The 15,448-nt window shown below is 47.2% G+C and carries 19 protein-coding genes and 1 pseudogene; 11 read left to right on the top strand and 9 right to left on the bottom strand.

Features of this window, described 5'->3' with window-relative positions; all coding sequences use genetic code 11:
• From leuB to H7R39_RS11350, 11 genes and pseudogenes are all read left to right on the top strand, one after another.
• A complete protein-coding gene (gene leuB / locus H7R39_RS09790; protein WP_185899045.1) occupies nucleotides 1-1,071 on the top strand; it encodes a 3-isopropylmalate dehydrogenase in 1,071 nt (356 codons plus the stop codon).
• Nucleotides 1,068-1,313, top strand: coding sequence for a hypothetical protein (locus H7R39_RS09785; RefSeq protein ID WP_185899044.1), 246 nt, complete (start codon nucleotides 1,068-1,070; stop codon nucleotides 1,311-1,313). The genes leuB and H7R39_RS09785 overlap by 4 nt, the downstream gene beginning before the upstream one ends.
• The gene (locus H7R39_RS09780; RefSeq protein ID WP_185899043.1) at nucleotides 1,310-1,819 is read left to right on the top strand and encodes a CiaD-like domain-containing protein; all 510 of its coding nucleotides are present in this window, start codon (nucleotides 1,310-1,312) and stop codon (nucleotides 1,817-1,819) included. Before H7R39_RS09785 ends, H7R39_RS09780 begins: the two co-directional genes overlap by 4 nt.
• On the top strand, nucleotides 1,785-2,921 hold the full coding sequence (locus H7R39_RS09775; RefSeq protein WP_185899042.1) for a CCA tRNA nucleotidyltransferase: 1,137 nt from the start codon (nucleotides 1,785-1,787) through the stop codon (nucleotides 2,919-2,921). Before H7R39_RS09780 ends, H7R39_RS09775 begins: the two co-directional genes overlap by 35 nt.
• Before the next feature lie 250 nt (nucleotides 2,922-3,171).
• The gene (locus H7R39_RS09770) at nucleotides 3,172-3,651 is read left to right on the top strand and encodes a tRNA (cytidine(34)-2'-O)-methyltransferase (RefSeq protein ID WP_185899041.1); all 480 of its coding nucleotides are present in this window, start codon (nucleotides 3,172-3,174) and stop codon (nucleotides 3,649-3,651) included.
• Nucleotides 3,648-4,985, top strand: a complete 1,338-nt coding sequence (locus tag H7R39_RS09765) for an endonuclease/exonuclease/phosphatase family protein (RefSeq protein WP_185899040.1) — start codon at nucleotides 3,648-3,650, stop codon at nucleotides 4,983-4,985. Before H7R39_RS09770 ends, H7R39_RS09765 begins: the two co-directional genes overlap by 4 nt.
• The gene (locus tag H7R39_RS11495; RefSeq protein ID WP_267455030.1) at nucleotides 4,972-5,100 is read left to right on the top strand and encodes a hypothetical protein; all 129 of its coding nucleotides are present in this window, start codon (nucleotides 4,972-4,974) and stop codon (nucleotides 5,098-5,100) included. Before H7R39_RS09765 ends, H7R39_RS11495 begins: the two co-directional genes overlap by 14 nt.
• Nucleotides 5,097-7,130: a glycine--tRNA ligase subunit beta gene (glyS, locus tag H7R39_RS09760; RefSeq protein ID WP_185899039.1), complete on the top strand. Its 2,034-nt coding sequence runs from the start codon at nucleotides 5,097-5,099 to the stop codon at nucleotides 7,128-7,130. Before H7R39_RS11495 ends, glyS begins: the two co-directional genes overlap by 4 nt.
• A 37-nt stretch (nucleotides 7,131-7,167) precedes the next feature.
• Nucleotides 7,168-7,425, top strand: a pseudogene (locus tag H7R39_RS09755) (hypothetical protein); the annotation flags it as partial.
• Between the two features lie 115 nt (nucleotides 7,426-7,540).
• Complete coding sequence (locus H7R39_RS11355; protein WP_228724774.1) at nucleotides 7,541-7,903, top strand: hypothetical protein; 363 nt, start codon at nucleotides 7,541-7,543, stop codon at nucleotides 7,901-7,903.
• Nucleotides 7,904-8,275: 372 nt separating this feature from the next.
• Nucleotides 8,276-8,560, top strand: a complete 285-nt coding sequence (locus tag H7R39_RS11350) for a hypothetical protein (protein WP_228724773.1) — start codon at nucleotides 8,276-8,278, stop codon at nucleotides 8,558-8,560.
• A 63-nt stretch (nucleotides 8,561-8,623) separates the two neighbouring features.
• On the opposite strand, the gene modD is transcribed toward H7R39_RS11350, so the two are convergent.
• From modD to H7R39_RS09705, 9 genes are read right to left on the bottom strand one after another with little or no spacing between them, the layout of a single operon-like run.
• Entirely contained in the window at nucleotides 8,624-9,466 is an 843-nt protein-coding gene (gene modD, locus H7R39_RS09745) for a ModD protein (protein ID WP_185899038.1), read from the bottom strand.
• On the bottom strand, nucleotides 9,450-9,734 hold the full coding sequence (locus tag H7R39_RS09740) for a helicase (RefSeq protein WP_185899037.1): 285 nt from the start codon (nucleotides 9,732-9,734) through the stop codon (nucleotides 9,450-9,452). The genes modD and H7R39_RS09740 overlap by 17 nt, the downstream gene beginning before the upstream one ends.
• Entirely contained in the window at nucleotides 9,731-11,167 is a 1,437-nt protein-coding gene (locus H7R39_RS09735) for an alanine/glycine:cation symporter family protein (RefSeq protein ID WP_228724794.1), read from the bottom strand. Before H7R39_RS09735 ends, H7R39_RS09740 begins: the two co-directional genes overlap by 4 nt.
• A gap of 41 nt (nucleotides 11,168-11,208) precedes the next feature.
• Entirely contained in the window at nucleotides 11,209-13,284 is a 2,076-nt protein-coding gene (locus H7R39_RS09730) for a heavy metal translocating P-type ATPase (RefSeq protein WP_185899035.1), read from the bottom strand.
• On the bottom strand, nucleotides 13,268-13,612 hold the full coding sequence (locus H7R39_RS09725) for a hypothetical protein (RefSeq protein WP_002946910.1): 345 nt from the start codon (nucleotides 13,610-13,612) through the stop codon (nucleotides 13,268-13,270). The genes H7R39_RS09730 and H7R39_RS09725 overlap by 17 nt, the downstream gene beginning before the upstream one ends.
• The gene (locus tag H7R39_RS09720) at nucleotides 13,609-13,914 is read right to left on the bottom strand and encodes a Cys/Met metabolism pyridoxal-phosphate-dependent enzyme (protein ID WP_228724772.1); all 306 of its coding nucleotides are present in this window, start codon (nucleotides 13,912-13,914) and stop codon (nucleotides 13,609-13,611) included. Before H7R39_RS09720 ends, H7R39_RS09725 begins: the two co-directional genes overlap by 4 nt.
• Nucleotides 13,915-13,926: 12 nt before the next feature.
• Nucleotides 13,927-14,340 (bottom strand): hypothetical protein, encoded by a 414-nt coding sequence (locus H7R39_RS09715; RefSeq protein WP_185899034.1) that lies wholly within the window; start codon nucleotides 14,338-14,340, stop codon nucleotides 13,927-13,929.
• 22 nt (nucleotides 14,341-14,362) lie between these two features.
• Nucleotides 14,363-15,010 (bottom strand): aminotransferase, encoded by a 648-nt coding sequence (locus H7R39_RS09710; RefSeq protein WP_185899033.1) that lies wholly within the window; start codon nucleotides 15,008-15,010, stop codon nucleotides 14,363-14,365.
• Complete coding sequence (locus H7R39_RS09705; protein WP_002946902.1) at nucleotides 15,007-15,348, bottom strand: HMA2 domain-containing protein; 342 nt, start codon at nucleotides 15,346-15,348, stop codon at nucleotides 15,007-15,009. Before H7R39_RS09705 ends, H7R39_RS09710 begins: the two co-directional genes overlap by 4 nt.
• Between the last annotated feature and the right edge of the window lie 100 nt (nucleotides 15,349-15,448).

Raw genomic sequence — 15,448 nt, 5'->3', positions numbered from 1 at the left:
ATGGCTAAAATTTATAACATAGCGGTGATAAAGGGCGACGGCATCGGCCCTGAGATAGTGGACGAGGCGATAAAGGCGCTGGATGCGGCTAGCGCGGAGTTTGGTTTTGAGCTTAGCTATAACTTTTATCTAATGGGCGGTGCGGCGATCGACGTGTTTGGCGAGCCTTTGCCTAGCGAGACGCTAAACGGCGCGCTAAACTCTGACGCTGTGCTTTTTGGCGCCATAGGCGGGCCTAAATGGGACGGCTTGCCGCGTCATCTGCGCCCTGAAAGCGGGCTTTTGAAGCTACGAAAGGAGCTTGGCGCGTATGCAAATTTGCGCCCCGCGATGATATTTGACGAGCTGGTGGACGCTAGCACGCTAAAGCCGTCAGTCCTTCAGGGCGTCGATTTTATCGTGGTTCGCGAGCTAACGGGCGGGATATACTTCGGTCAGCCGCGCGAGAAAAAAGAAAACAGTGCCTACAACACGATGACCTACACGAGCGAGGAGATCGAGCGCATCGCGAAGGTCGGATTTGAAACCGCGATGAAGCGCAAAAAACGCGTCTGCATGGTCGATAAGGCAAACGTGCTAGAGACTAGCCAGCTCTGGCGCGAGGTTACGAGCGAGGTCGCAAAGAGCTATCCGGAGGTAAATTTGGAGTTTATGTACGTCGATAACGCGGCGATGCAGCTCGTGCGTGCGCCTAGTAAATTCGACGTGATTTTGACGGAAAACCTCTTCGGCGATATCCTAAGCGACGAGGCTAGCATGGTGTGCGGCTCGATAGGGCTCCTGCCAAGTGCCAGCATCGGGGGCAAGGTAGGCATCTACGAGCCTATCCACGGCAGCGCGCCCGATATCGCTGGGCAGAGCATCGCAAACCCGGTCGCTACTATACTAAGCGCTGCAATGATGCTTAGGTATTCATTTGGCGAAAACGAGGCTGCAAAAGCGATCGAAAACGCCGTAAAAGCCGCACTCGCACAAGGATACAGGACGAAGGATATAGCGGAGTTCGGCGCTAAAGAAATTTGCTCTACGAGCGAGATGGGCGGCATCATCGCCTCGCTGATAAAAAAATGAAAAATACAATAACGGAAGCCCTAATCTACGAGGCTCAAGGGCTAAGAGACGATGCGCTGATAGTTTATAAAAACATCCTAAAGCGCGAGCCGACAAATGCCGCTGCGATCGCCGCGATAAGGCGTCTAAGCGGCCTTAGCAGGAAAAAAACTGGCGTAAACGAGCAGATGCGAGACTTTTTTATCAAGATGAAAACAGACGAAGAAATAACCGAATTTAAAAGGTGGCTGATAAAACTATGAAACTGGAAGAAATAGCAAAAATGGCGATAGACGAGGTGGCGATGGAGCTAAAGCAAATGAACGCCGCACAGGAAAACTTGGACGCTCGCGAGGCTGAAAACGAGTCAAATTTTGGGGGCGTTCCCGCGTCAAGCGGCGACGTAAATTTGACCAATGCCGCCGGGCTTGCAAATTTAGTCGGTGAGATAAGCGTAGCGGACGAGACTAGCGAGTTTGAGGCGACTTTGGATAGCGCGGTAAGCTCGCAAAAAACGGCGACGGAATTTGACGCCGTAGAGGAGTCCGCCCTGAGCGCCGCGCCGCAAAAAGCCTTTGAAGTCGAGGTTGCGAATTTTACGGGCGAGGAGATATTTCTAAAAAACCTAAAAGAGCGCATTTTGGTGCTTTTTGAAGGGCTAAACGCGACCGGCGAGGAAAATCTAAAAGACAGGCTCTCGCTCACGCTTAAATTTTTAGAATTCGTGCTGGCAAATGTCGAAAATCGGCTCGAAAATCTGCAAAAATAAAAACCTAAAATGGCTGCGAGATTTTCTAGCACCCCACACTAAGCGCGCGTATATCGTCGGCGGCTGCGTTCGCGATGCGATGCTGGGTAAAAAAATCTCCGACTTTGACGTTGAAATTTACGGTATCGACCCGGATAAATTTGACGCACTGATGGCGCAAATCGGCGCTTGCGGTGTGGGCAAAAATTACTTCGTTTATAAATTTAAAAATTTCGACCTTTCCTTACCGCGAACCGAAAACAAAACGGGTGAAGGACACAAAGCGTTTGAAGTCGCCTATACTGACGACGAGCGCGCGGCGTCTTTGCGCCGAGACTTTACCGTAAACTCGATGATGATAAATATCTTTGACGGCTCGTTTTTGGACTTTTACGGCGGAGAGCGCGACCTAAAACGCGGTATCTTGCGCCATATCGACGATGAAAAATTCGCCGAAGATAGCCTGCGCGTACTACGGGCGGTGCAGTTTAGCGCGCGGCTAAATTTCCGTATCGCGCGAGGTAGTTTGCGGTTGATGAAGAGTCTAAGTATCAGCGACCTTAGCCGAGAGCGCATAAACGGCGAGCTGATGAAGTTTTTCGGCGCTAAATTTCAAGAAATCGGCTTTTTATATCTTTATAAACTAGGTCTTCTTGGTAAAATTTTCGGGCTAAATTTGAGCCGCGCCGAGGCTGAAAAATTTGCCGCAAAGCTAAAAAGCGCGGTCAAATTTCTACCCAAACAAAACGGCAAAAAAGACGAGCGCGAGTTTTTATATCTTTTAAACGGCTACTTCGGCGTTAGAAATTTTTACGCTTTAGGACTGCCGAAAAGCTTTGAAGCCTGCGTCAAAGAGCCGTTTTTTTCGCGTCGTCCGAGTGAGCGCGAACTACTTAAAATCGCGCTAGATAAACCGCTAAAAAGCTGGCTCGGACTAAATTCGCCCAGCCTCGTAAAAAGAGCTAAAAATTTAGGCGTTTATGAAGCTAAATTTGAACCCGCTATCGACACTGCGGGGATTTTAAAACAAGGCTTTAAAGGCGCTGAAATCGGCGCCGAGATAAGGCGCAGGCAGGACTTGGCGATAGAAAAATTTTTAAACGAAAAGTCAAGCCGCGCTTAAAAATTAACCTAGTTAAAAGCGCAAATCGGCTAAAATCGAAGCTTATTTTAAAGAGGCGAAAGTGGAAAAAATCTCAAATATAAATTTTCAAAATAAAAAAGAGCCGTCGCGATACGTTTGCGGCGATATTTTTAAATACTACTTAAAAAATAATTTTTTAAAATTTACAAGCCTTGCAAAAAGCTCAAATTTACGCGGCCAGACAAGCGCTTTTGCGTCTTTTAAAGTGCGTGCTAAGGCGGCTTTTTAAATGTTTAATATAGTCCTCGTTCATCCTCAAATCCCCCAAAATACAGGCTCGATCGGCCGCATGTGCGTAAATGCAAACCTTAAGCTTCATATAATCAAACCGACTGTTTTTGACATCAGCGAAAAGGCTGTTAGGCGCGCAGGGCTTGATTACTGGGCGCTGCTAAATCCGGTAATTTGGGAAAGTTTGGACGAGTTTTTGCACGCAAACGCCCAGTTCGAGGATAGATTTTTTTATGCAACGACGAAGGCTCATAAATTTTATTTTGAAGCGGAGTTTAAAAAGGGCGACTTTCTGTTTTTCGGCGGCGAAAGTACGGGCCTGCCTATGGAGCTGATGGAGCGAAATTTCGCAAATGCGATCAAAATCCCGATGGGCGAGCATGGCAGGAGCTTAAATTTAGCCACGAGCGCGGGCATCATCGCGTATGAGGCTATCAGGCAAAATTTCGCCCAGTCAGGACTTGGAAGCGCGCTATGAAATTTACGGTAAATAGGCTCTTTGCGCTCTTTTTTGCGGCTCTATTTTTCGCCGTTTTTGTGGTGGGCGCCGAGTTAAAGATCGCTACGTTTAACGCGCAAAATTTATTTGACGCTAAAAACGACGGCAGCGAGTACAAGGATTTCGTCGTCGGCAAATCGGAGTGGAACGAGAAAAAAGCAAGCGCCAAATTTAAAGCCGTAAGCGCAAAGATAAAAGAGCTAAACGCCGATATCATCGCGCTTCAAGAGATAGAAAACGAAATGGTTTTAAAAGAGTTGATGAAGGAAGCGGGCTATAAATATTTTGCCTTTTCAAAGGGTAAAAACGGCCCCGTAGGACTAGCCGTTATCTCTCGCGTAAAGCCTGAAAAAACGCAAATCTTTAGCGTGCCAAACGTAAAAACAAGGGACATTTTAAGGCTTGATTTTGAGGTTAACGGGCAAAAATTTAGCCTTTTAAATTTACATTTTCCCGCTAGGAAAAATCCGTTAAAGCAGAGAAAAACGGCTTTTGTCACTCTAAAATCGGCCTTAGCAGATACCGAAAAGGTCGCGGTTTTGGGTGATTTTAATACGCCTTACGGAGATAAGGAGCTGCTGGGCGATCTTGCGGCTAGTAAAAATTTAACCAATCTTTGGGCGTTTTTACCAAAGCATGAGCGCTATTCGCACACGAGCCTAAACGCGCTCGATCACGTCCTGATCTCCAAAGACGCGCTTAGCCAAAATTTCATTTTAAACAGCTTTAAGGCTGAGCGAGAGGGAGAGCAAATTTCGGATCATTTCGCGTTGGTTTTTAGGCTAAATTTTGATAAAAACGCTAAAAATACGCTGCAAAATATCGCCGAAGCGCGGGTCGGCGAGCTGTCAAAAAAGTCAAATTTGCCCGTTTTGCTAAAACGCGCTACGGTCGTTCAAAAAGATAAAAAAGGCTTCACGCTAGCGCAGGATAAGCGCGGTATCTACGTTTATGAGCCAAAAAACGATGCAAAGCTCGGCCAGATCATGGACGTAGCGGTAAACCGCCTAGACGAATTTAAGGGTAATCTTGAGATCAGCTCGCATTATGCGGTGAAAATTTACGAGGAAACGCAAGATCCACGTGAGCAGATGCTGGATGCTAAAAACCTAAAACAAGCGCGCGCGGGCGACGTATTTGGTCGTATCGGCGGCGAAGTGCGAAACGGCAGGCTTTACACGCCGTACGGAGACATTAAAATTTACGGCGCTAAGGGCAAACTGCGCAACGAAAAAGAGGCGATTTTTACGTCCGCTCGCGTAGTGAGCTATAAAAATGAACCTCAAATTTGGATAGAAAATGAAGATAATTGACGCATTGGTGCTGGGCGCATTCGTGCTTTTCGTGATATTTTTGATGCGCGGATTCGTCACGCAGACGCTTGAGAGAAGCAAAAGAAGACAAAATTTAAAAAAGGATAAAAAATGAGCGAAACAAAAGAACTGATCGTGGAGATCGGCGTCGAGGAGTTGCCGGCGATCCCGTTTTTAAAAGAGTGCGGCAACGTAGCGTCAAAATGGCGCGAGACGCTAGCGCAAAACGGCCTGGACAGCGAGTGCGAGTTTTACTACACGCCGCGCAGGATCGCGTTTTACCACCCGAAATTTGCGGTGCGCCAGGAGGATGGATTTAGCGAGTTTATCGGTGCGCCGAGGCAAGTCGCGCAAAAAGACGGCGCATGGACGCCGGCTGCGCTAAGCTTTGCTAAAAAATGCGGTATCGCAGAGTCTGAGCTAAAATTTGAAACCGTCGGCGGCAAAGAGGTGCTCTACTACAAAAAGCCGGTCGCGGGCAAGCCTAGCTCTGAGCTTCTGGGCGATATGATCGAGAAGTTTTTGCTTGGCTTAAATTTTGGCAAATCAATGCGCTGGGGCGAGGGTAAATTTGAGTTTATCCGCCCGGTACGCTCGTTTTTGTGTTTGCTTGGAGACGAGGTCGTTAAATTTAACAAATTTGACGTGGAAAGCGGCGACAGTATTTTTATGCACAGAAGCGTAAGCTACGATAAATTTACCGTAAAAAACGCGAAAGACTATTTCGCCGCGATGCCTAAAATCGGCGTAATCCTCGATCAAAACGCGCGCCGAGAGAAAATTTTGAGCGAATTTAAACAAATCGAAGCTAAAAACGGCGTAACGGTCGAGGTGGACGAGGCGCTGCTAGACGAAGTCGTAGCGATCACCGAGCATCCGACCGCGCTGCTTGGCGGCTTTGAGCGAGAGTTTTTGGAGGTGCCTAGCGAGGTCATCATCACTTCGATGAAGGAAAACCAGAGATATTTTCCTGTTTTTGAGGGCGGCAAGTTAGCTAATCGCTTCGTGGTCGTCAGCAACGCTATCTCGCCAGAGCCAGCGCTCATCGTGAAAGGCAACGAAAAGGTTTTGCGCGCTAGACTTAGCGACGCGATGTTTTTCTGGCGCAGCGACCTAGCGCATGAGTTCGGCCCAGAAAAGCTAAAAAACATCACCTATCTAAAAGAGCTTGGTAGCACATTTGACAAAAGCGTGCGCGAGCTAGGCGTCGCAAAACGACTAGCCAAAATCTGCACCGATAGGCTAAAAGCGTGCGCGGGAGAGGGCTACGAGGCGCTACTAGAGCGCGCCGTGATGCTGAGTAAGGCCGATCTAACCACGCAGATGGTGTATGAGTTTACCGAGCTTCAGGGCGTTATGGGCGGCTACTACGCGGCGGCTAAGGGCGAAAACGAAAACGTCGTAACCGCCATCAAGGAGCAATATCTGCCAAGCGGCGAGGCTAGCGCGCTACCTAGCACTATCTTTAGCTCCGTCGTCGCGCTCGCGATCAAGCTCGAGACGCTAATCGGGCTCTTTAGCGCGGGCAAGATCCCAAGCGGCAACAAAGACCCGTATGCGCTCCGCCGCGCGGCTAACGGCGTCATCAAGATCATCCAAAACGAAAATCTAAACTTTGATATCGCGGCATTTTTACGCGAGACGGCGGAGGGATATGCTAAATTTGACGTCGAGGCGCTCATAAATTTCATTTTCGATAGACTTTATACATTCTTTGACGTAAATCCGTCCGTCGTAAAGGCCTGCCTAGCTAGCAAAAAGGGCGATGTGCTCGCGCAGTGCGAGGCGATCGAAGCTCTAGGCGCGATCTGCGCGGCGGATGACTTTAGGCAAAATTTTAGCACGTTTAAGCGTCTGGCAAACATCATCAAAGATGAAAATTTCGGCGCGGTAGACGAGGCGAAATTTGAAAACCAGAGCGAGAAAAAGCTAAATGACGCCTTTAAGGCTGCGGTAAAAGCCGGCGGCTCATACAGCGAACGCCTAAAAAATCTTTTCGGTCTAAAAGCTGCGATAGACGAGTTTTTCGACAACGTAATGATAAACGCCGAGGACGAGCTCGTGCGTAAAAACCGCCTTGCGCTCGTAGGGCAAATTTACGCGGAATTCCTCAAAATCGCCGATATAAAAGAGATAAGCCTATAAACGCTAGAAGCGGTAAAGCCGCTTCTAAACTCGGCATATGCTCCGGCTTGGCATCGGAGCTAGCGGTCTTGGATACTTTTTATGGAACAAAGGCGCATGCGAGGTAGATAGCGGCACCCTAGCTATCATGAACAACGCTCTCATACCTGCGGCCATCATCGTAAATTTAGTATTTTGGCATAAGGATGCGGATATACTAAGACTCTGCCTAGGCGGTGCTGTGATTTATATCTCGCTACTGATTCATAATAAAATCATCGCACACTACGAGCGAGCAAGCGTAGCGGCAAAATAACCTAAATTTGAAGCCAAATTTAGCTAAAATTTAAAACTAGCGGCGAGACCAAACATCGCCGCTTTACTTGACGGCAGTAGGTATTTTAAATTTTGGCTTTTAAAAAGGATCAGATATGCACGACGCCGCAGTACTTCTAATCGCACTCATTTTTCTAATCGTAAGCTTTTTTGTTGCTTTAATCGCCCCCAAAGGCAAACGCAAACTTCTTTGGCTTTTTGTTTGGTTTATGGTGTTTTTCGGGGATATTGTCGTACTTAAAGCAATTATGGCTTATTATGATTTTAAATATGCCAAGATAAGCGTCCACGAAAAGCCCGCCATACACGCTTACTATGCCGGAGAAAGAGAAATAGTCGAATGGAATAGAAGCGGTTTTCTTTTGATAGATCCAACCAATTGGCTAAATTTCCCTGCAAATACGACCGATGCAAATTTCATATCTTTGATAAACGGCTACGTAAATTTTATAGACTAAAAAAAAAAAAGCGAAAATCCCGCCACAAACGGTAAATATTTTAGAATTTATCTGGATGATTATACCGCACAAGAGTGCTTTTTATCAGCCAAGTTAAGCACAAGAGGCTTTTTAAAGAGTATCCCGATAACATATGAAGAATTAAATATATTTTTTAATCAACTGCAATCAAATCATGAAAACGAGGATAAAATAATCAGAGAGATAAAATCGTTACTTGACGATAAAAATGCCTCGACGATAGATATAAAACCGTCTAAAATATTAAGCTACATAAAATACAATATAAAAGATCTCAAACAAATCTACAAAGACAAATGCGTAGCTCGCAAAGAAATCAATGAAGATGAGATAGCGTCTGTCGAGCTCGTAGTGGAAGATTCGTATCATCTCTTAGAGCAAAAGCCGAATATAAAAACCGTGTTTGATAAGATAATAGACATGGGATTTAACTACGGCGGACTAATCAAAGATAGAAGTACCGGTAAGATACTAGCCGACAATACATACATCTACGAGTCTTATCACTCTTGGCTAATCCAAGCCTTAACTAATGCTTTGGGTCCAGAGTCGGGCGGTCCGTTTTGGATGTGTAATAAAAACGAGACCACTTGGATACAGGACTGTAATCAAAAAATGATAAATGAGAAAGTTTGAGATAGCTATACGTTAAACTCAAGCGCAAATTTGACGCGCCGAAGAGTCCGTCAAATTTGCAAATTATACTATCTCTAAAACCGCCGTGATATCTGCCATACCTTGCGTATACATAGCTGATGTCACGAGCGCGTCTGCGCCTGTGATAGCGAATTCTCGGACGTTTTTTAGATTTATCCCGCCGCTTGCGACTAGGGCCGCGTTTGGGGCGATTTTGTCTCGTAGGTCCACTGCTTGCTTTACGGCTTCCGGCGTAAATTTATCGCACTGCACGACGTCGGCGCCCGCCCTTAAAAGCGCTTCGCAATCATCTAAATTTTCGCACTCGACGGCGATTTTGCGCTCGGGGGCTTTTGCTTTAAAGGTTGGAATTTGAGCCAAAAACTCCTCATACGAGTCGTAAGCCTTGATATGATTTTTAAAAAACAGCACGCTATCGCTCAAATTTAGCCTGTGTATACCGCAGTCGCCCTCAAGCACGGCCTTTAGGCAAAATTTCTTGGCAAACGGGAAGCTCTTGCGCGTGGCTAGGATTTCGCATTTTGGATTTACGCTTTTGGCGGCCTCGTTCATCGCTCTTGCGCAGGTGGCGATCCGGCAGGCGTATTCTAGGCAAATTTGCGCTAGTTTCCAGGCTTTGTGCACATTATCGTAGCTGCCGCTGATTTTTACGATCGGCTCTTTTGCGGCTGCGACGGCTGAGTTTGGGACGCAAATTTGAGCCTCGCAGTCTAGCAAGCGCGCGATACCGGCCGCTACGTCTACGCAGCTAACCGTTACGTCCTCGCGCGGCAGTATGGTTAAGACGGCGTTTTTACGGATGCCTTGAAGCGAGGTCGTAAGATCAAAGTAGGGCAGGTCTTCGCCGATATAGGCTAAAATTTCCGCGTCATTTATCTTTATCATCGCTTGCTAGCCTCTTTGCTTCGGCGTTTTTCTTGTTTGCGTTTACGATCATATTTCTAAAAATGCCGTTTTCGTAGAGTCCCGCGTGATATAGCGAAAAGCCGACGAATGCGATGCCTGCGATCGTATGCAGTTTCTCGCAGCGGCTTTTGTTTCTACCTTTAAGCCCGAGCGCCGTTAGGCAAACGGTGGCTAGAGTGACGCTCATTCCGATTTTTGCGACTTTTCTATGGGTTTGTAAATTTAAAAGTTGTCCGCTTATGTTCATTTTTTTCTCCAGCAAGTTGTGTTTGCGATGCCTATGCTCTCAGGGTCAAATTCCGGATTTAGCCCCGCTTTTCTTTGCGATTCGTAGTCTTTTAGGGCTTTTATCATGACTTTTGATAGCATAAAGATCGCCGCGATATTTATCGTAGCCATCGCCGCCATCGTGATATCGGCGATATTCCAGGCGATAGTTAGGTTCATCTGCGCTCCGACGAATATCATCGCGACCGCCGTTAGCTTAAAGGCTAGGGCGATTTTGTGGTTTTTGGTAAGGTATTTTATATTTGCCTGCGCGTAGTAGTAGTTGCCGATCAGCGACGTGATGGCAAAAAGCACCACCGCAAGCGTCGTAAAGTGAAGGCCGATCTCGCCGTAGTACTCGCGCATCGCAGCCTGCACCAAAGGAAGCGCGCTTAAAACTTCGCCGCTAGCACCGGTTTGCTTTGTGATATAGGCCTGCGAGAAAAGCACTATCATGCCGGAAGCCACGCAGATCGTCATATCTATAAAAACCGCCATCGCCTGCACGAGTCCTTGCTTTACGGGGTGGCTAGTGTGAGCCGCGGCGGCCGCGTTTGGCGCAGAACCCATGCCGGCTTCGTTTGAAAACAGTCCGCGCTTGATACCGTAGACGATCACGCTGCCCGCAAATCCACCGAATATCGCCTTAAAATCAAAGGCGCTTTTCATGATCATATCAAAGACGGCCGGAAGCTTGTCTAAATTTAAGCAGATCGCGATAAAGGCTAGCAGGATATAAGCAAGCGCCATAAAAGGCACGATGTAGGAGCTAACCTTGCCGATGACGTGGCTCTTGCTAAAAAACATCACCGCCGCAAATGCCGTTAGGATGATACCGATACCCACGGGCAAGCCGCTATCGCTAAAGCTCGTAGCACCAGCGCTTTGGTCGTAGTAAATTTGAAAAGCGGAGGTCATGGTGTAGCTTTGTAGGCCGTTAAATCCGTACGCGTACGTGATGATGAGGATAACGGCAAAAAGCGTAGCTAGCCATTTAATGCCTAGGCCGTTTTTTATGTAGTATGCCGGTCCGCCCTTAAAGCCCAATACGTCTTTGGTCTTGTAAATTTGAGCTAGCGTACTCTCGGCAAATGCCGAAGCCGCGCCCAAAAAAGCCATCAAACACATCCAAAATAGCGCGCCCGGTCCGCCTGCTACGATAGCGGCGGAGATGCCGGCGATATTTCCGATACCCACGCGCGAGGCGGTGGAAATCATAAGCGCTTGAAAAGGCGTGAGGTGGTGCTTGTTGTATTTATCCTTTTTCTCGACTAAAACCTTGCAAGCCTCGAAAAACATCCTAAACTGCACGAATCTCGTGATATAGCTAAAATAAATACCGGTAAGAACGAGCACGATAACCAAAAAATAGCCGTATAAAAAGTCGTTGGCTAGCGACATCTCGTCGTTCATAAATTTTAAAATTTTATCTATCAACCGTCATTCCTTCAAATTTACTTCGCGCCTATCTTGACGCCTTTCATCGAATTTGCCAGCAGTCCGATCGTCGTGCCGTTGTGTAAAACGGCCGTGGCGATAGGGTTAAAAAGGCCAAACGTCGCGCCCGCCAGGATGAGGGAGTTTATGCCAACGGTAGCGTTAAAATTCGTATTTATCAGCCTCATAGTTTTATTTGCGACGTCTTTTGCGACGGCGACCGAGCCGATGTCGTCTTTTAGTAGGCTTATGTCGGCGGTGGCTTTTGCTATGTCGGCGCCCTTTTGCATACTGATGCCTACGTGCGCCTTGGTAAGGCTTGGCGCGTCGTTGATACCGTCTCCGACGAAGGCTACTTTTTTGCCCTCGGCTTTTAGCTGCTCGATGATGCCTGCTTTATCGGTAGGTAGGCAGTTTGCGTAGACTCTGTCGATGCCTAGCTCGCTTGCTACCTGATCGGCTTTAGACTGCACGTCTCCCGTTAGCATAATGAGCTCTTTTACGCCTAGTTTTCGTAGTTTTGCTAGCGTCTGCGCGGCGTTTTCTCGCATGGTGTCGCGCATGGCGATGACGCCTAAGAGCTCTTTGTCGTAGCCTACGTAAAGTAGCGTGAGTCCGCTATCTACTTCGCTTTTTATGATTTCTTCGTGCTTGCTAAATGAAATTTGCTCGTCGTCCTCTAAAAAATGCCGCGATCCGATTACGACCTCTTTGCCGCCTACGTATGTTTTCACGCCGTGAGCGACGATAAACTCGACCTCGTCGTGGTGAATGTGGTGAAAGCCTATCTCGCGCGCGGCCTTTACGATGGCCTCGGCTACGGGGTGGAAGTAGTGCTCCTCTGCGCTTGCGGTCAAATTTAACAGCTGCGCTTCGGTAAATTCTTTTTTAAACGAGTGAACTTTCACGACGCTTAGGCTGCCGTGCGTTAGCGTGCCTGTTTTATCAAAGACGAAAGTATCGGCGCTCGCTAGGGCTTCGATAGCTTTGGCGCCTTTTATCAGTACGCCGTTGCGGCCGGCTTTTGAGATGCTTGATTTAAAGGCGACTGGAGTGGCTAGCTTTAGCGCGCAGGAGTAGTCCGCCTGCAAGACGCTAGCTACGCGAGTCATATCTCGGCTAAGCAGATACGAAACGCCGGCTAGGCTTAGCGTCACGGGCACTAGCTTGTCGGCTAGCTTCGTGGCCTTTAGTCCGACGGCCGATTTTTCGTTTAGTGAGCTTTGGATGTAGGATTTTATCCTAGCAGTCGCGCTCTCTGCCGCTATGCTCTCGGCCCAGATTTTTATGCGTCCGTCCTCGACGACGGTTCCGCTCATCACGCGGTCGCCGCGCTCTTTTTTGACGGGTTCTGCTTCGCCCGTCATCGAGACTTGATTTACGCTTGCGGTGCCTTCCACGATATAGCCGTCGATGCCGATGCTCTCGCCTGTACCAACGACTACGATGTCGCCTATTTTAACGTCTACGGTCGGGATTTTTTTGAGAGATTTTTTACTGTGATCATTTATCTCGATCCAGACCTCTTCGATATTCGGGCGGGCTAGCTCTTTGATGAGGTCGTCGCTGCGGTGTACGGCGCTTTCTTCCATGTATTCGCCGATAGTTAGCATGAGATTTGTGCTATTTGCCGCTAAAAAGTCGCGCCTAGCCAGGCTCACGCCTACTGCGGTGGCTTCGAGTACTTTTGAGGTTATGCCCTCGTTTACGGCTTCGCTTGCGCCTTCTTTTAATAGGGGAGCGGCGGCTATCAGGCTAGCCATAGCCTTTACGCCGTTGCTACTTATAAGAGGCGTGATGGCTAGAGCCGTTGCCGCCTTGTAAATTTCAGCCTTGCTCGGGCTATTTTTGCGCTTGTTAAAATTTGCGATCGGCAAATTTTCGATGAACTCTTTGATTTCGTTTAAATTTGACTCAAAGCCGACGATGATACTTTTTGCTTTTTTGTTTACCCTGACGCTTTTTGCGTACCTAAACTCCGAAATTTGAGCCTCCAAGCGGCTCTCGTCGCAGTCCTCGCCGATGCGTTCGCAGACGAAGCGCACGCGGTTTTTAGTCAGGTGCGCGATGTGAACGTTATTTTTGGGAGTCAATTTCGGCCTTTACATCTTCAAATCGCTCTTTTAGTTCTTCAAATCCTGCTTGAAGCAAATTTGATCCCTTCGCGATAGCTGAAAATAGCGCTTTTTGCGCGTTTTCGTTTGTTAGTACGTATGCAACGACGCCGCCTATGAGCGCACCTTTTATAAAGCCTGCCGCGTTAAAATTTGCCGGGACAAAGTCTTTTAGCGCGTCGTTTATGCCGCGGTCAAACGCGCTTGGAGCGCCGGTAGTCTTTACCGTTGTAGTCGTAGTCGTCGTGCTGCCGTCGTCGTTTAGCTGATTTACTGTTTGAGTTTGATTGATGTATGGGTTTTTCATTTGCTTTCCTCTAATTTTTTGATTAAATTCTCCGTCGCGATCACGCCTGCGATACCTACGGCTACGGTGACAGCTGCGGCAAAATAGCGTGCAGAGACTAGTTTGTTTGACGCGCTAATGGCGCATGCCGTGACGATACCGCCTTGGATCGCGGTTTTGGTCGTTTTTGCGACTACTTCGGCCTTGCTTGCGCTACCTTTTTTGTAGTTTAGTATGCCTACGCCGCCGGCTGCTATCGCGCCGATTAGTGCGCCGCTTATCATATGATCGACGGGGAGTCTGGTTGTTGATGTTAAATTCATTCTATACCTTTATTATTTTTCTAAATTCGGCTCAAGCGCGTTTGCGATGTCGTCGGCTAAAATTTTAGTCTCTGGAGCCGCTTTTGCCGGAACTTTTTTAGCTCTCGGAGCTCTTTTTTTCTTGGCTTTTGTTTTTTCGGCTTCTTTGGCTGCCTCTTTTTGCGCTTTTTCTGCGGCTACTTCGGCGCTAGTACGTCTTTTGCGTTTTTTAGTTTCGGTTTTTTCTTCGCTTTTTTTAGCAAATTTTTTCTCCGCATACTCTTTTGCTTCGCTTACTTTTTTCTCAGCAAATTCCTTTGCGTTTTCGGCAAACTCTTTGCCTTTATCAAGCCCGGTTTCAAGGGCTGATTTGATTTTGTCTTTGTTGTTAAAAGCCGCGACGGCTAAACCTCCTAAGATTGCTCCTGCAATAAACGGTAGTGCCATTTTTTATCCTTTGTGTTGAATTTTATTCTCTATCTTTATTTTTATCTAAATTTTTACTGAGCATAATGCTAGCTAGTCCGCCAAGCGCCAAACCGCCGAAAAACGAAAAATTCGGATTATTTAAAAGCGCGATAGCGTCCTCTTTGCTGCCTTGCCCCGAGCTTATACGCTCTAGCGTTTGGCTGATTTGCTTAAAGCTATCCGAATCAAAAGCGTTTAAGATATTTTCGCTCGGATTTTGAGACGTTTGCGCCTGCTCCTCTTGGCTTGCGTTACCCGCACCTTGAAACTGCGCGGCTAAAATTTGAGCCAGTTTTGCTTTGAGAGCCGGGATGTATTCGTTATTTGACGTAGCCCAGAGCCTAAAGCAGACGTCTTTAAAGTTTTCATCGCTCAGGCTGTCGGTCAAATTTTCATAAAACGCGTTTAGCTCAAGCTCGTAGTTTAGGGCTTTTATAAAGCAAGCGTCAAGATCCTCGCACGCTAAAGCGCAAAAAACTTGCGGGTCGGCGGGGTCTGCGTAGGACTTTAAAAGCTCCAGTCCGCTTCGTCTAACCGCTAAAATTTGATCAAAAATTTCATCTTTTTTGCAGACGTTTTCGTAAAATTTTACTCCCTGCGACTCCAGTAAAAACACCGCATTTGCGGCTTGCTTTAGCTCTTCGTTCATCTTGCGCCGCCGGTAGCTTTTTGAGCTAGGTTATTGATGAGAGCTGAAATTTCGTGCAAATTTTGGCCTTTTAGCAGATCGTCCCACATCTTTTTCGGAAAAATTTCGTGGTCGTATTCGATCGTCGCCGAGCCGATTAGCTTATTAAATTTGACGTTTTTTATGCCGTCTATTTGCTTGATCGTTTGGTCTATTTTTTCTAACGGCAAGCTGTCCGCTTCTTTTTTGATATCGCTGCTGACGCGGACTCTTAAACGGCCTGCGACGTGGTGGATCGGCGTAAAATACGAAGCTATGCGTAAGACTAGCTCCGATGGTATATGTGGCGCTGCGCTCATGTTTCTCCTTTGTTTTTTTTGGCGTATTATCTATTTGTCACGCTTAAATTTAACTGAAACTTTTTTGCATATCGTTATCAAATCATTTTTGATAAAGAGC

This window comes from Campylobacter massiliensis (genome assembly GCF_014253065.1).
Lineage (GTDB): Bacteria > Campylobacterota > Campylobacteria > Campylobacterales > Campylobacteraceae > Campylobacter_A > Campylobacter_A massiliensis.
This window is presented reverse-complemented; position numbering and strand designations above follow the sequence as displayed.

What these genes read in the sequence shown, in the direction of transcription:
- H7R39_RS09735 (WP_228724794.1), bottom strand. Translation starts at nt 11,167, where the DNA reads ATGAACGACGAGATGTCGCTAGCCAACGACTTTTTATACGGCTATTTT.
- H7R39_RS09720 (WP_228724772.1), bottom strand. Translation starts at nt 13,914, where the DNA reads ATGAATTTAACATCAACAACCAGACTCCCCGTCGATCATATGATAAGC.
- H7R39_RS09710 (WP_185899033.1), bottom strand. Translation starts at nt 15,010, where the DNA reads ATGAACGAAGAGCTAAAGCAAGCCGCAAATGCGGTGTTTTTACTGGAG.
- modD (WP_185899038.1), bottom strand. Translation starts at nt 9,466, where the DNA reads ATGATAAAGATAAATGACGCGGAAATTTTAGCCTATATCGGCGAAGAC.
- glyS (WP_185899039.1), top strand. Translation starts at nt 5,097, where the DNA reads ATGAGCGAAACAAAAGAACTGATCGTGGAGATCGGCGTCGAGGAGTTG.
- H7R39_RS11355 (WP_228724774.1), top strand. Translation starts at nt 7,541, where the DNA reads ATGCACGACGCCGCAGTACTTCTAATCGCACTCATTTTTCTAATCGTA.
- H7R39_RS09725 (WP_002946910.1), bottom strand. Translation starts at nt 13,612, where the DNA reads ATGAAAAACCCATACATCAATCAAACTCAAACAGTAAATCAGCTAAAC.
- H7R39_RS09765 (WP_185899040.1), top strand. Translation starts at nt 3,648, where the DNA reads ATGAAATTTACGGTAAATAGGCTCTTTGCGCTCTTTTTTGCGGCTCTA.
- H7R39_RS09770 (WP_185899041.1), top strand. Translation starts at nt 3,172, where the DNA reads ATGTTTAATATAGTCCTCGTTCATCCTCAAATCCCCCAAAATACAGGC.
- H7R39_RS09780 (WP_185899043.1), top strand. Translation starts at nt 1,310, where the DNA reads ATGAAACTGGAAGAAATAGCAAAAATGGCGATAGACGAGGTGGCGATG.
- H7R39_RS11495 (WP_267455030.1), top strand. Translation starts at nt 4,972, where the DNA reads ATGAAGATAATTGACGCATTGGTGCTGGGCGCATTCGTGCTTTTCGTG.
- H7R39_RS09785 (WP_185899044.1), top strand. Translation starts at nt 1,068, where the DNA reads ATGAAAAATACAATAACGGAAGCCCTAATCTACGAGGCTCAAGGGCTA.
- H7R39_RS09705 (WP_002946902.1), bottom strand. Translation starts at nt 15,348, where the DNA reads ATGAGCGCAGCGCCACATATACCATCGGAGCTAGTCTTACGCATAGCT.
- H7R39_RS09715 (WP_185899034.1), bottom strand. Translation starts at nt 14,340, where the DNA reads ATGGCACTACCGTTTATTGCAGGAGCAATCTTAGGAGGTTTAGCCGTC.
- H7R39_RS09740 (WP_185899037.1), bottom strand. Translation starts at nt 9,734, where the DNA reads ATGAACATAAGCGGACAACTTTTAAATTTACAAACCCATAGAAAAGTC.
- H7R39_RS09775 (WP_185899042.1), top strand. Translation starts at nt 1,785, where the DNA reads ATGTCGAAAATCGGCTCGAAAATCTGCAAAAATAAAAACCTAAAATGG.
- leuB (WP_185899045.1), top strand. Translation starts at nt 1, where the DNA reads ATGGCTAAAATTTATAACATAGCGGTGATAAAGGGCGACGGCATCGGC.